Origin of the sequence: Serratia sp. C2(1) (assembly GCF_036352655.1) — a bacterium.
GTDB classification, from domain to species: domain Bacteria; phylum Pseudomonadota; class Gammaproteobacteria; order Enterobacterales; family Enterobacteriaceae; genus Serratia; species Serratia inhibens.
The window spans coordinates 113,345-127,283 of record NZ_JAZFBA010000005.1 but is presented as its reverse complement, the minus strand read 5'-3'; the positions used below and the strand labels follow the sequence as shown (position 1 = coordinate 127,283).

The following is a 13,939-nucleotide window of genomic DNA, read 5'->3' as shown; positions in this document are numbered from 1 at the left end:
GCCATGAGAACACCGCGACAGGAATGAACAACGCCGGGCATGGCCCGGCATTTTCAACTAAATTACGGCTTTTCGGCGATTTTGCGCAGGTATTCGTTGTTTTTGAATGCAATGATGATCATTTCAAAACAGACGCGGGTAAACACGCCGCCGAGAATAATCCCGAGCAGGCCACGGAAGAACTCCCCGTAGAACATCGCCCCAATCCCGCTAACAAGAATGCCCAGCAGGCAAAGCCAGTAAACGGCGGTGATGATTTTCGGTGTCAGCATCGCGTCAAAAAAGAAAATATTTTTCATTGTAAATCCTTCCTTAGGTCAGTATTTAATTATCCCAGAGGCGACGCGTCGATATGGCGGCCGGCCCTTTTTGTTACGCCGGTTATGATAACGAGTTATGCGAGGCAAAGCGCAGGAAAATCAACGAACCATTGCATGAAGGTTGAGGGTAAAGATGCGCAACAAGATAGGCCACAACATACTGGGCTGTTTGGCGGCATTGCTGCTGTGCAGCCAGAGCGCACAGGCGCAGGAAACGCTGATCTTCGTCCGGCACGGGGAGAAACCCGCCAACAACAGCGGCCAGCTGACCTGTAAGGGGTTGAACCGCGCACTGGCATTACCGCAGGTGCTGCTGGGCCGCTACGGCAAGCCGGACTTTATCTTTGCCGCCGGGCCGAAGGAGAACAAAAGCGGCAGTTCGCTGCGCGCTTTATCGACCATTATGCCCACCGCCGTGCAGGCTGAGTTACCCATCAACATTCAGTTCCACGCCGACGACATCGCCGGGCTTGAACAAGCGCTGCTCAGCGATAAATACCAGAACTCGCGCGTTTTCATCGCCTGGGAACACAAAAACCTCGACAAGGTGGTGAAGAACATCGTTGCCGCACGCGGTGGCGACGCCAACCAGGTACCCAAATGGCCGGGCAGCGACTTCGACAGCATTTTTGTGGTCACGCTGGATCAGGGCAAAGTGACCTTCAAGCAGGAAAGCGAGGGGCTGACGCAATTGGCGGAGACCTGCCCATCCGCAGGGTAAAGCCAAAACAGCCCTCTGCTGGCTCAGCAAGGTGACAAACAACAAGCAGCCTCGCGGACTTGATATCGGGCCTAATTTTAAGGAACAAGATTGGTACTGTATGTTTAGAGTAATTTTAAATAGCTCAGGACTGGTGACTTATTGATTTGGCATAGTTCTATAATTATTAATCTGTAAAGCCTTCTTACCAGAATCCCTGTTCATATTGCCGGACTGAATGTTCATTACCAGCGATATATGCAAATCACTCCTTCTCCGACCAGGGATGGCTCCATTATGTAAGACGGAAATGTCGGCAGTTGGGTCCCTTTTTATTCCCCAGCATGATCTTGTTTTTATATGCAAGCTTAAAATCTTTGTAGAATACTGGCAGGTTGTTTGAAAACTGCGATATGTACCGCTAATAATAAAAGGGTAATGGAATGCTTGAACTATTTGATGTCAGCTACGAAGAGCTGAAAGTGACACACTCGAACGAACTTTACCGACTGAGAAAAAAAACCTTCAGTGACCGGCTGGGATGGGACGTGGCATGCAACCTCGACATGGAGTTTGATGAGTTTGATAGCCCCGGCACGTGTTACATTCTCGGGCTGTGCAAAGGACAGTTGATTTGCAGCGTGCGCTTTACCGCACTAAGCCAGCCCAACATGATAACCCATACATTCCGCACCTGCTTTGACAGCGTGTATATCCCCATCGAAGGAATAGAATCAAGCCGCTTTTTTGTCGACAAGGCTCGAGCGCGACAACTGCTTGGTGAACAATATCCTGTCAGCCAGGCTCTATTTTTGGCCATGATCAACTGGGCGCATCACCATGAACGCAACGGCATACATACTATCGTGAGCCGGGCGATGCTGAGAATCTTGCAGCGCTCAGCGTGGCAAATCAGCGTACTTAAAGAAGCATTCCTCAACGAGCGCGAGCGTATTTACTTGGTGTTTCTCCCAACCAGGCCAGAAGATCAAAACCGGATGGCATCGGGGATCATCACCGAGCTTGGTTGTCCAGCACCGTCCGTTATCACCTGGCCTCTGTCGCTGCCGGTGTAATAAGTTCCAACTCAACGCCCAGCCGGATGGCCTGACGGGCGTTGCTGACGCCCAGTTTAACCACAATATTGCCCATGTGGAACTTCACCGTACTCATGGAAATACCCGCGATGGCGGCAATCTCTCCATAGGTTTTTCCCATGCTGGCCCAATACAGCACCTCATTCTCCCGTGGGGTGAAAATGGGTTTGTCTGCGTCCGCATGATATTTTTGACTGCTGACTGAAGCAGCCCCAGCGAGACGATACATCTGTTCATTAATATCGATCAGTAGCATTTGCATGGCCCCACGATCGGACGAGAGCCGCTTTTCCAATTCATCTTGTCCGTTGCTGGCGATGATGACAGACAACAACGCCAGGTTGTTCATATGGTCATGCAGTACAAAGGTGAAACCGTTAACGATGTTGTACTGTTTGGAAAGGGAAAAAATTTTGGTGAACTTCAGATCCGACATCAGGGTGATATTTTCGTCCCATGCAAAGGGTGAGGTGCGTTTGAACGCAGTCAGTATCACCGGGTCAGTGAGCTGGAAATTATTGGCGCGGTAGAGATCCACCCATTCGTCGGGGTAACTTGAAATAATAAGCACATCTGACGGATTTTTTTTTCTGACAACCGTGTAAGCGTATTCAGGGCTGCCGAGCGAAGACAGTTTCCTGTCTATATGGTCCCGAAGTGTTTCCGTTATCGTTTGATTTTTATTGAAGATAGAAAACATACAGGCTCCGTAGTGGTTTGGCTTTTCCCTTTAGTGAAAGAACCTGTACTTAAGTATAGGCACGGACAAGACTTAAGTACAACTTACGTTTAGTGGTCCGCGATATATAATAAACCTCGTTCGGCACTGGTAAAAAAAACCTGACCTTTACGGTCAGGTAGCCAATATAGCCAACACCAGGGAAAATTTTCCGGCCAGACAGGGTATGCAAAAGTCGCTGCTGGCCGGGGTTGTTACTTTAACATTACTAACCTATTCTTTCAAACCTATCTTCGCCAAGACAGCAAATCTGTAGTTAGCCGACCGCTGTCCATTTGAGTTTGTCTCCTGTGCCAGGCACTGCCAGAGATAACATCTTTGATCAGAGAATCCGCTGGAAGGTCTGAAACTCTTGTAGAACCAAACTGTTTTTGTACGTTTTGCGAACAATGCGTTAAAGCGGAGCGAACGCGTGTGCAAACCGTTCACATGGGTAACAGTTTTAAACCCGCATGGCAGACAGCTCTCCCTATTATTGGCGCTCAAGCCAGTCGAGAAAGTCCCTCGCGTTATCGGCAAATGCCGCATCGTTAGCCGTGCCGGCGGCATGCGCCAGCAGATATTCCACCTCTGCCGTTTTATCAGGATAAACAGCCAAAAATTGCTCAACATAATCATTAAACGCGATCGGCCAAAACCGGCTGTCTGGATCGCGCAGCATATTGGTTGCCCTGACCAGCTTTCTGGCCGCCTCACGTTTAAGCCGCTGCAGCTCTGCGGGCACTCGCTCGCCTGCGATGTTTTGGAAATATTGCTCAAGCACAGCCCGCAGATCGGCATTTACCGCCTGCGCAATGCGGCGGTCCGGCTGAAAAAGCGGAAACGCGGAGGAGAGATCGCTGCCCCAAATACATCGGCAATGGTGTTTCAGCCAATAGCCCCAGCTAAAGAGATGGCTCGGTTTCAGCGCCTGTTCAACCGTGCCGATATCAAAATCCACCTTGCTGACTATCGCGTGCTGTTGCTGAAAATTTTGGCGCCACTGCTCGATATGCTGTAACTCCACCGCGGCGGCTGGGCGGGCCAACAACAGGGTAACGTCCAGATCGGAAACACCGGGTATCGCTTCACCCCGCGCGACGCTGCCGTAGAGATAAATGCTGTGGATCAGTTCAGGAAATTGACGCGGCAACCCCGTGGTCAAAGCCGCCAGCACGGGCGCGAACGCATCCTGTAGCTGAAAGCCGGTCACCGTGGGAATAAAGATATCGCCGTTCAATGTCATGGGCTGCTCCGAAGGCGTGATTTGGTCATCACAAGAATCGCATTTGATAGCTAACTTTATGGATTTTGCTCGCGGGGGCAAGAGGTATTCAGGCTACTTATTGGTATCAGTTTTCCACAGTCACAAACCGGCCATACCATTTCTCATTCGGCTTCTGTTAAGCGGCGCTGCGACTCACTTTGCGATCCTGATTCCAATCTCTGCAACAAATCCCTGTAAATCCATCCAGCCTGTTTCCTGCGCGTTATCGCCGGGATAGAGTCTTCTTGCTGCGGCAAAATCCGTAGCCGGGATTGGAACCCCCGATTATCTCAGAACTGAAAAACCTTGTGTTTTTTCAGCGCCTACGTGCACACTCTCTTTGGTGGCTCAGGCAGGGCAACCGCAAGGTTGACCGGTTTTTCTGAGAGCCGGGGTTCCAAACCTGTCTGGGCCACCACCCGAGATTGGAACCTCGCGTGATGGTAGCAATCACTACTATCTCGGAAAAAACATGATGAACACGACAATTGAAAACACCGCATCCTCTATCACCCTCTTCCGCGACCTCATTGCCGACCTGCAATTCTGCAAACTCAGCGATATCCAGTTATGCGATCTCAGCGCCGTAGCTCAGGAATCCGCAGAAGGGTTATGTCATGGTTTATTGTATCTGGCGGAATCGCTGGAAAACGGGGAACAGAGCTCAACAAGCAGCAAGGTACAAATCAGCGCCTGGCTCAAAGCCGCCGCGCATGTGCTCCCTGCCCTGTTAGAACTTAGCGAGCAGGCGAACAACCACCTGTTGCAGATGCATGAAGGCGGTGTTTATCAATCCTAGCCCTGTATCAGCGTACGGTCGCGGGAGAGTTTGAAAGACATTGAATGGCGGAAGATCACAGGAGTCGAACCTGCCCAGGACCGCTGGCGGCCCCGACCGGATTTGAAGTCCGGCCGCCCCACCGGGGACGAGGATCTTCCTTCGGGAGTCGGAAGCAAGAGGCTGATTATAGCGCAGTTTATCCCTGGCGCTAAGAGGGAAATAGCGGTGGCCCCCGGCAGCGATACCGGAGGCCGGCGGGGTTAAGGCTTCAGCAAATCTTTCACGTCCAGCAGGATAAATTCGTTATCGTCCGCCACGTTCGGCTGGCGGCTGGAAGAGAACGGGAAGTTATTGTCGTTGCCGACGATAATATGGCTGTCGTCTACCACATCAACATTCTCGATAGTGAAGAACGGGAAGGTCAGCACGCCGTCGTTCAGCGGCTTGCGCGCCAGCTTGTTCGGGTCCTGAATGTTCAGCAGATCGATATACGCCAGCTTTTCCACCGGTTTGCCGACGTTGGCGTCCGAGAAGGCGATTTTATACACCCGTTTGAACTTCGCCACCTGGCTGAAGCAGTTGTCGGTCGGTGCACCCGCAGCGCAGGCTTTGTCGGGCGTGCCTTCGCCGTTGTCGCGCTCAATCACCAGGCCATGCGTGGCGTCGATCATATTGAAATCGCCGATGGCGTTCTGGTTGTCTTCCAGAACGTATTGCCAGCTGCGGCCGGTCCATGCCTGCTGTTTCACGTCAAACTCCAGCACCCGCAGGTAGCGTTTTCCGTCGACGTTTTCAAACTTCTTGCCGTCCCACAGCGCGCCTTCCAGCAGCGGGTAGAGTTTGCTGCCGTCCGGCGACGCCGCCATGCCTTCAAAGCCTTTGGAACGCGCCACCTGGAAGTTCTGTTTGCCGTCCGGTGCGCCCGGCAGGGTCAGCGTCGGGTTGTCCGGCGATTTCACCACCTTGCCGTCCACCTTGGTGTCGAACACCGCCAGCACCTTGCCGCTCAGATCGGCCTTGATCAGGTAAGGGCCGAACTCGTCGCCGATCCACAAGGCATTGTCGGCGAACTGGAAGCTTTCCGGGTCGAAATCGCTGCCGGTCAGGTAACGTTTTTCGGTGCTTTCATTGATGATATGGAAGGGCACCTTCTGGTCCGGGTCGTGCAAGAATACCGTCTTCAGCGGCGTGACCGCGCCGGTGCTGAAGTCGATTTTGTAGTGATTAAGATACAGCATGGCGTCCGGCGAGTTGGCCTTGCTGCCAAAGCCGTTGTCGGTCAGCACCCAGTAGGTGCCGTCGGGCATATGTTTGATGCCGGAATGACCCTGCAAGGGTTGGCCGTTGATCGGCAGGCCGATGCCGGTCATGCGATCGGCAGATTTGCCCGCCACGCTGCCCATTTCGCTCACGCGCTTGCCGCTGGTGTATTTGCCGCTTTGCCGTAAATCGGTCGGCGCATCCTGTGGCGCGGAGATGCTGGATTTAACCGGCAGCAGCGCATGCCCGGCCAGTATCGCCTGCGCCGGCTGCGCGTCGGCCCACAGGTTGCTGCTTAATGCCATACAGCCAGCCAACAGCGCCAAACGGGTTTTGGTGATGTGCATGTCATGGTTCCCTAATTGTTGTTATCGCCCCGAGGTAAAAGCAACGTCACTATAGGGAGCAGCAATGACAGAAATATTATTCGCGGAATGCCTGCCGGTAGCTGCGCGGATGAAAACGCCCGGTGATGGCGATTAACACCACCACCAGCAGCGCATGGATTTGCCAATCCAGCACAAAGCCGCCGCTGTAGTCGCGCAGCAGGCCGGAAAGATATGGCGTCACCCCCGCCAGCAGAAAACCGATGCCCTGCATAAACGCCACTAACCGCCCCGCCTCCGCCGGGTGCGGGATATGATCGAGCGCCAGCACCAGGCACAGCGGGAAGGCGCCGCCCAGCCCCAGGCCGGCGATCAGTACCCACAGCCACGGCAGCGTCTCCGGCAGGTAAATCAGGCCGATAAAACCGATCAGTTGCATCACCAGCGCCAACCATAACAGCGGCCGACGATCCTGCGCCCGCGCCACCGCCGGCAGCAACAGCGCGCCAATCACCTGGCCGAAGGTCATCAGCGCCAGCAGCGTTCCGCTGGCCTGCGGCTGCCAGCCAAGCTGCATGTAATACGGCGGCAGCCAGGCGATCAGGCTGGTATAGCCGCCGTTGATCAAACCAAAATAAGCGCCCAGCAACCAGGCGCGGCGGCTGAACAACAGGTTTGGACCGGCAGTAGCGCCGGATGGCGCAAGGCGAGCCAACCCACGGCTGACCGGCCACCAGGCGATCAACGCCACCAGCGCCGGTGCCCCCCACCAGGCCAACGCACTGTGCCAGTCATGCCCGGCGCTCATCAGCCACGGCGTTATCGCCGCTCCCAGTCCGCCGCCGCCCATCAGCGCCGCCGACCACAGCCCGGCCACCAATGCCATCCGCTTGAGAAAGTGATGCTTGATAATCCCGGGCATCACCGCCTGGATCACCCCAATCCCCAGCCCGCCCAGCACCGCGCTCAGCATCAGTTGCACACTGCCCGGCGCCAGTTCGCGCCAGGCGGCACCGAGGCCGATCGCCAGCAGGCTCAGCACCACGCTGGTTCGTTCGCTGAACAGGCGGTTGATCGCCCCACCCGCCAGCGCCATCAGCCCCATCATCAGCACCGGCAGGGTGGTCAGCAGCGCAGCGCCGCCAAAGCTCAGCCCGGTGGCCTGCCGTAACGTCGGCAGCAGCGGGCCGATCGAGGTCAACAAGGGCCGCATATTCAGGCCAATCAGCACCAGCGCCCACAGCAGCGGGTTAAACCCGCGGCGCGGGGTGGCGGAGGAAACGGAATGATTTAACACGGCATAATCCTGGTCTTGCGGGATGAAGAGTGCAGCGTCACAGCCTGTGCGCCACAGCGTTGCGTTACTGTAGGCATCGCCGCTAGTATTGGGAAATTAAATAATGAAATAGCCGGCAGTGGGAAAATGAATCGTTACCCGATGTTCAATCCGCAGTTATTGCTCAGCTTTGTCGCGGTCTGCGACAGCGGCAGCTTCACCCGCGCCGCGGATCGGGTGTTCCTGTCGCAATCGACCGTCAGCCAGCAAGTGCGGCGGCTGGAGGAGATGCTCGGCAAGCCGCTGTTTGAACGTTCATCCCATCAGGTATTGCTGACCGAAGAGGGCGTCAAGCTATTGAGCTATGCGCGGCGGATTATCGCGCTGAATGAAGAGGCGCACGACGCGCTGACCGGTATCTGGCGCGACGGGGTATTGCGGCTGGGGATGCCGGAGGATTTCGCGGTGCCGACCACCGAGCTGCTGGCGGAATTCAGCCGTGCGCACCCGCACCTGCGCCTCGACGTCGCCAGCGGTCTGAGCGCCGATCTGCACAGCGCCTACGCCCGTGAAGAGCTGGATCTGATCCTGGTCAAACAGCGCCGCAGCCAGCCGCCGCGCGCCGCCAGGCCGGAACCGCTGCTGTGGCTCGACAGCCTGGCCTTCCCGGCGATCGAGCAATCCCCGGTGCCGTTGGCGGTGTTTCCGCTCAATGGCCTGTACCGCGAAGAGCTGTGTCAGGCGTTGGATAACCTCGGCAAACGCTGGCGCATCGGCTACAGCAGCGCCAGCCTGGCGGCACTCACCGCCGCCTCCGCCGCCGGGTTGGGCGTCACCCTGTTACCGGCCGGCTGCCGGTTGCCGAGCCACCAGGTGCTGGGTATCGCCGAAGGGTTACCGCCGATCGGCAGCTTCGAGCTGGCGCTTTACTACCGCGACAGCGCACCCGCCGCCACCCCGGCACTGGCCGAGCGGCTAAGGGCGTTCTGCGGGTTGGTGTGAGGGACATGATTCCAAAAGCTGGGGATGTTTGAGTCGAAGCCAGTCATTGACCGCCAGCCATAATGCCTCGGCCTGTTCCAGACAAGCCTGCACCGCCGCATCTGTGACCAAATCACCTGAATAATCCGCAATGTTGCGTTGTTTTCGCAAAGTATCCAGACAAATCATGGTTTCACGGGGGATCCCCACCGTAAGCGGCAAAGATTGAATCACAATCTGGTGATGGCCTGGTTTGCTGGTCAACGTCCGAAAGCCTTGTGCCTGCAAAGCGGCATTGGCCATTTGCATTACCGCTTTATACGCCGTGTCAAAACGGCTTTCATTGCTAAGCTGCGTAATGCTGGCATCACGTCTATTCCGTGCAGCGGCGGAGAGTAATTTTCTAATAGCGCCCGAATCAGGCGGTATCGCCTCCAGGCCGATGCCGACCAAATTGTCCAATGTCATCCTTGTCTCCCAAAATCCATAATTGCGGTTTATTCATAATGTCCTGAATAAACGCAGAACCCTCAGCCAAAGCCAACTGCCATTCTGCTGAAGAGTACAACTTAGGGTTAATTTCCCTGCCCAGCGTCTCCTGTAGCGGATAAAAAGTTTTGATAATCTCCGTGAAAGACACATCGCCGACGATCAAAACATCTATGTCGCTGTCTGCATTGGCTTTGCCACTGGCGATTGAGCCAAAAACAAAGGCCAACTCAAGCTCGGCATCGAGCCCGGACAAGGCCTGTTGCAAACACCCGACAATCCCGGAGGTTTTGCGGAAAACAGCCGCCAGCTCAGTAAAAATCAGGCAGTCGGGATTAGCCCTGTAACAAATTTGATTCCCCTGTTGCTGCCTGAGCAAAATGCCGCCCTGCGCCAGTTTATTCAACTCTTTATGCAGAGTGCCGGCCTGAGTTGCGGTCCGGCGCGCAATTTCACGCACATGAAACGCTTGCTCCGGCTGAGTTAGCAGCAGGCTTAGCACTTTTCGCCGATATTCGCTGAACAGGATGTCGAGCAGAGGATGGTACATGACGCTTCTTCTTGTAGCTTTATTTGCTACAAATGTAGCCTTTAAGGCTACAAAAAGGCAACTAATACCCGGCTTCACCGTGGCGTTCGCGGTACTCTTTGGGCGTTGCGTCATAGCCTTTTTTGAACACCGAATAGAAGTATTGCAACGACGGGTAGCCGCACATCTGGGAGATCTCGTTGATGGTCAGCGAGGTCGCCGTCAGCAGATTACGGGCGCGCTCCAGCTTTTCCTGATGGATCATATGGTGGATGGTTTCACCGGTCTCGTCCCGGAAGCGTTTTTCCAGGTTGGAGCGCGACATGCCGACCGCATCCAGCACCTGCTCGACCTTGATGCCCTTGCAGGCGTGATGACGGATGTAATGCATGGCCTGAATCACCGCCGGATCGCGCAGCGAGCGGAAATCGGTGGAGCGGCGTTCAATCACCTTCACCGGCGGCACCAGGATGCGTTGCAGCGGCAGTTCGCGGCGGTCCAGCAGTTGATGCAGCAGCTTGGCGGCGCGGTAACCCATCTGGCGAGTGCCCTGCGCCACCGATGACAGCGCCACCCGCGACAGGTAGCGCGTCAGCTCTTCGTTATCGATGCCGATCACGCAGAGTTTCTCCGGCACCGCGATATCCAGGTGCTCGCACACCTGCAGCAAATGGCGCGCCCGCGCGTCGGTCACGGCGATGATGCCGGTCTGCTGCGGCAGGGTCTGCACCCAGTCCGCCAACCGGTTCTGCGCGTACTGCCAGTTCTCCGGCGCGGTAGCCATGCCCTGATACACCACGCCCTGATATTGCTCCGCCGCCACCCGCTGGCGGAAAGCCTGTTCGCGCTCCTGCGCCCAGCGTTTTCCGCCTTCCGCCGGCAGGCCGTAAAAGGCAAAGCGATTGACCCCTTTCTCCTTCAGGTGCATAAACGCCGCCTCCACCAGCGCCTGATTATCGGTGGCGATATAGTGCACCGGCGGGTAATCCTCTTCGCGGTGATAGGAGCCGCCAACGCCGACGATCGGCACATTGACGTTATACAGCAACCGCTCAATCTCGCGATCGTCGTAATCGGCGATCACCCCATCGCCCAGCCAGTCCTTGATGTTGTCGATACGGCAGCGAAAATCCTCTTCGATAAAGATGTCCCAGTCACACTGTGAAGCTTGTAAATACTCGCCGACGCCCTCGACCACCTGGCGGTCATACACTTTATTGGCGTTGAACAGTAACGTAATGCGAAAGCGCTTCGCGAACATGCGGCATCCCCGATAAATAAACTGCTCTCTGGGATAACATAACCCTCTGCGAGAGCAGCAGGCGTCAACTCATAATTGTGAGCTCAAGCGCTACATCCAAAATAATTGGAGTTGTATCAAGGCGGCAAAGGAACTCATCCCGATGAGCTTACTAAAGTAAGTGATTCGGGTGAGTAAGTGCAGCCAACACAGATGCAGCTTCAAGTATGAAGGATATATTCTTATGCCCGGCGCTTGGTGGCAGAGTCCATCCACACCGCCAGCAGCAGGATCGCGCCCTTGACGATGTACTGCCAGAAGGTCGGCACGTCCAGCATGCTCATGCCGTTATCCAGCGACGCCATGATAAACGCCCCCATCACCGCGCCGGCTACGCTGCCGATGCCGCCGGCCAGGCTGGTGCCGCCAATCACGCAGGCGGCGATGGCATCCAGCTCGGCGATATTGCCCGCCGACGGCGAGCCGGCGCCCAGCCGCGAACTGAGGATCAACCCGGCAATCGCCACCATCAGGCCATTGATGGCGAACACCGCCAGCTTGGTGCGTTCGACGTTGACCCCCGACAGGCGCGCGGCATCGATATTGCCGCCAATGGCATAAATCCGGCGGCCAAAAGCGGTGCGGGTAGCCATGAATATCCCCGCCAGCATCAGCGCGGTGAGGATCAGTACCGGCGTAGGTACGCCACGGTAATCATTGAGCAGATAAATGGCCCCCAGCACCACCACCGCCAGGATACTTTGCCGGACCACATCGCCGGTCGCCGCGGCCACCGGCAGCCCGAGCTGCGCGCGTCGGCTGCGTCGCCGCCATTGCCAGGCGACGAACAGCATCAGCCCGACGGCGCCGATGCCAAAACCCACGCCGCTCGGCAGATAGCTCTGGCCGATCTGCGACATGGCGCCGCTGGTCGGCGCTACCGTGGTGCCGTTGGTGATGCCGATCAGAATGCCGCGAAAGGCCAGCATGCCCGCCAGCGTGACGATAAACGACGGCACCTTGCGGTACGCCACCCACCAGCCGTTCCAGGCGCCCAGCAGCAAGCCGGCCAGCAGTGTAACCACAATGGTCAGCGGCAGCGGCCAGCCGAGCCAGACGTCAAAAATCGCCGCCGCGCCGCCCAATAGCCCCATCATGGAACCGACCGACAAGTCGATCTCCGCCGAAATAATCACGAACACCATGCCCACCGCCAAAATGCCGGTAATCGCCGTCTGGCGCAGCAGGTTGGAGACATTGCGCGCGCTGAGATAGGCACCCTCGGTGGTAAAGGTAAAGAACAGCATAATGACGGCGATCGCCGCCAGCATCACCAGCACCTGAAAATTGATGGATTTCAGCTTCAGGATGGGCTTTTTCTCGGTAATTTCCTGCGCTATCGCGTCAGACTGCGTGCTTTTCGACATCGGTTTCACTCCTCAATGCGGCTTCCATCACCTGTTCCTGAGTCAACCCCCGGTTCTCCAGCGACGCCTTGATACGCCCCTGATGCATCACCAACACGCGGTCACTGAGGCCCAGCACTTCCGGCAGTTCCGAAGACACCACGATCACCGCGATACCCTGCTGTACCAGCTGATTGATCAATTTATAGATTTCCTGTTTTGCGCCGATATCGATACCGCGGGTCGGCTCATCCAGAATGAGGATTTTCGGCTTCAGCAACAGGCATTTGGCCAAAATCGCCTTCTGCTGGTTACCGCCGCTCAGCCTGGCGATCGCCAGCTCGGGCGACGACGTTTTCACCTTCAGCTGCGCCAGCGACTGGCGAATGGTCGCCTGCTCCTGCGCGTCGTCGATCACCGTCAATGCGCCGCTGAAATCGCTCAGCGCCGCCAGCGTCATATTCGCCCCGACGCCCATCACCGGCACAATGCCGTCGCGCTTGCGGTCTTCCGGCACCATGGCGATGCCGTGGCGCATCGCCTGTCGGCAATTGTCGATCACGGCCGGCTGGCCGTTAATGCGGATGCTGCCCTGCCAGCGGCCGGCATAGACGCCGAACAGGCACTGCATGGTCTCGGTACGGCCGGAGCCGACCAACCCGGCGACGCCAAGAATTTCGCCGCGCCGCAGGCTGAACGACACCTCATCCACCCGGCGGACGTGGCGGTTCACCGGGTGCCAGGCGGTCAGGTTATCCACCTGCAAAATCACGTCGCCGATCGTATGTTCCTGCTGCGGATACAGCTCGGTCAGTTCGCGCCCCACCATCATGGCGATAATGTCTTTTTCGCTCATCTCCGCCGCCGGCCGCGTGCCGATAGGCTTGCCGTCGCGGATCACGCAGATCAGATCCGAGATCGCCTTCACCTCGTTCAGCTTGTGCGAAATGTAAATGCAGGCGATGCCGTGATCGCGCAGATCCTGAATGATCGCCAACAGCGTGGCAGTTTCGCTTTCGGTCAGCGACGCCGTCGGTTCATCCAGCACCAGCAGCCGTACCTGCTTGTTGAGCGCCTTGGCGATCTCCACCAGTTGCTGCTGCCCCAACCCCAACTCGCCGACGCGGGTATTGGGATCCACCTCCAGCTTGACCTGCGCCAGCATGCGCCGGCAGCGCAGGTACATGGCGTCGTAATCCATCACCCCACGGCGACACTGTTCGTTGCCGAGAAACATGTTTTCCAGCACCGTCATCTGCTTCACCAACGCCAATTCCTGATGAATGATGGCAATGCCTTTTTTCTCGGTGTCGCGGATATTTTTTGCCGCCAACACATCGTCGGAAAAATAAATATCGCCCTGATAACTGCCGTGCGGATATATTCCGCACAGCACTTTCATCAGCGTGGATTTTCCCGACCCGTTTTCACCGCATAAGGATAATACCTGGCCGGCCTCCAGTTGCAGGCTGACATTATCCACGGCCTTGACTGCGCCGAATTGCATGGTGATATTTTTCATTTCCAATAGGCAGGGCATTATTCCCTC

At 56.5% G+C, this 13,939-nt stretch carries 14 protein-coding genes and 1 tRNA gene; 4 read left to right on the top strand and 11 right to left on the bottom strand.

Translation table 11 applies throughout. The annotated features are described in order from the left end of the window. Window positions 1-62: 62 nt before the first annotated feature. Entirely contained in the window at window positions 63-299 is a 237-nt protein-coding gene (locus V2S86_RS21825; RefSeq protein WP_004950762.1) for a DUF4282 domain-containing protein, read from the bottom strand. 154 nt (window positions 300-453) lie between these two features. Here V2S86_RS21825 and V2S86_RS21820 point away from each other — a divergent pair, with 154 nt between their 5' ends. After that, a complete protein-coding gene (locus V2S86_RS21820; RefSeq protein ID WP_330764102.1) occupies window positions 454-1,041 on the top strand; it encodes a histidine phosphatase family protein in 588 nt (195 codons plus the stop codon). Window positions 1,042-1,463: 422 nt separating this feature from the next. Beyond that, a complete protein-coding gene (locus V2S86_RS21815; RefSeq protein WP_330764101.1) occupies window positions 1,464-2,096 on the top strand; it encodes an acyl-homoserine-lactone synthase in 633 nt (210 codons plus the stop codon). Here the strand turns inward: V2S86_RS21815 and V2S86_RS21810 are convergent. Both V2S86_RS21810 and V2S86_RS21805 read right to left on the bottom strand, forming a co-directional pair. Continuing rightward, the gene (locus tag V2S86_RS21810; protein WP_330764100.1) at window positions 2,068-2,817 is read right to left on the bottom strand and encodes a LuxR family transcriptional regulator; all 750 of its coding nucleotides are present in this window, start codon (window positions 2,815-2,817) and stop codon (window positions 2,068-2,070) included. The two genes, V2S86_RS21815 and V2S86_RS21810, sit on opposite strands and share 29 nt — an antisense overlap. A 511-nt stretch (window positions 2,818-3,328) precedes the next feature. Continuing rightward, window positions 3,329-4,081, bottom strand: a complete 753-nt coding sequence (locus V2S86_RS21805) for a nucleotidyltransferase domain-containing protein (protein ID WP_330764099.1) — start codon at window positions 4,079-4,081, stop codon at window positions 3,329-3,331. Window positions 4,082-4,574: 493 nt separating this feature from the next. On the opposite strand from V2S86_RS21805, the gene V2S86_RS21800 reads away from it, so the two are divergent. Next, on the top strand, window positions 4,575-4,901 hold the full coding sequence (locus V2S86_RS21800) for a hypothetical protein (protein ID WP_330764098.1): 327 nt from the start codon (window positions 4,575-4,577) through the stop codon (window positions 4,899-4,901). A 45-nt stretch (window positions 4,902-4,946) separates the two neighbouring features. Here the strand turns inward: V2S86_RS21800 and V2S86_RS21795 are convergent. From V2S86_RS21795 to V2S86_RS21785, 3 genes are all read right to left on the bottom strand, one after another. Next, a tRNA-Sec gene (locus V2S86_RS21795) sits at window positions 4,947-5,041 on the bottom strand. 102 nt (window positions 5,042-5,143) lie between these two features. After that, window positions 5,144-6,490, bottom strand: coding sequence for an esterase-like activity of phytase family protein (locus V2S86_RS21790; protein ID WP_330764097.1), 1,347 nt, complete (start codon window positions 6,488-6,490; stop codon window positions 5,144-5,146). A 76-nt stretch (window positions 6,491-6,566) separates the two neighbouring features. Further along, the gene (locus tag V2S86_RS21785; RefSeq protein WP_442996111.1) at window positions 6,567-7,766 is read right to left on the bottom strand and encodes a CynX/NimT family MFS transporter; all 1,200 of its coding nucleotides are present in this window, start codon (window positions 7,764-7,766) and stop codon (window positions 6,567-6,569) included. 126 nt (window positions 7,767-7,892) lie between these two features. Between V2S86_RS21785 and V2S86_RS21780 the strand changes: the two genes are divergently transcribed. After that, complete coding sequence (locus V2S86_RS21780; protein ID WP_330764096.1) at window positions 7,893-8,747, top strand: LysR family transcriptional regulator; 855 nt, start codon at window positions 7,893-7,895, stop codon at window positions 8,745-8,747. Here V2S86_RS21780 and V2S86_RS21775 read toward each other — a convergent pair. The 5 genes from V2S86_RS21775 to V2S86_RS21755 all read right to left on the bottom strand — a co-directional run bounded on the left by V2S86_RS21775 (window position 8,721) and on the right by V2S86_RS21755 (window position 13,930). Next, window positions 8,721-9,194: a DNA-binding protein gene (locus tag V2S86_RS21775; protein ID WP_330764095.1), complete on the bottom strand. Its 474-nt coding sequence runs from the start codon at window positions 9,192-9,194 to the stop codon at window positions 8,721-8,723. The genes V2S86_RS21780 and V2S86_RS21775 overlap by 27 nt on opposite strands. Next, window positions 9,145-9,765 carry a nucleotidyltransferase domain-containing protein gene (locus V2S86_RS21770; protein ID WP_330764094.1) on the bottom strand — a complete coding sequence of 207 codons (621 nt, stop codon included), beginning with the start codon at window positions 9,763-9,765 and terminating at the stop codon, window positions 9,145-9,147. The genes V2S86_RS21775 and V2S86_RS21770 overlap by 50 nt, the downstream gene beginning before the upstream one ends. A 61-nt stretch (window positions 9,766-9,826) precedes the next feature. Then, a complete protein-coding gene (xylR, locus tag V2S86_RS21765; protein WP_330764093.1) occupies window positions 9,827-11,005 on the bottom strand; it encodes a D-xylose utilization transcriptional activator XylR in 1,179 nt (392 codons plus the stop codon). Between the two features lie 221 nt (window positions 11,006-11,226). Next, the gene (gene xylH / locus V2S86_RS21760; protein WP_330764092.1) at window positions 11,227-12,411 is read right to left on the bottom strand and encodes a xylose ABC transporter permease XylH; all 1,185 of its coding nucleotides are present in this window, start codon (window positions 12,409-12,411) and stop codon (window positions 11,227-11,229) included. Next, on the bottom strand, window positions 12,389-13,930 hold the full coding sequence (locus V2S86_RS21755; protein WP_330764091.1) for a xylose ABC transporter ATP-binding protein: 1,542 nt from the start codon (window positions 13,928-13,930) through the stop codon (window positions 12,389-12,391). Before V2S86_RS21755 ends, xylH begins: the two co-directional genes overlap by 23 nt. Between the last annotated feature and the right edge of the window lie 9 nt (window positions 13,931-13,939).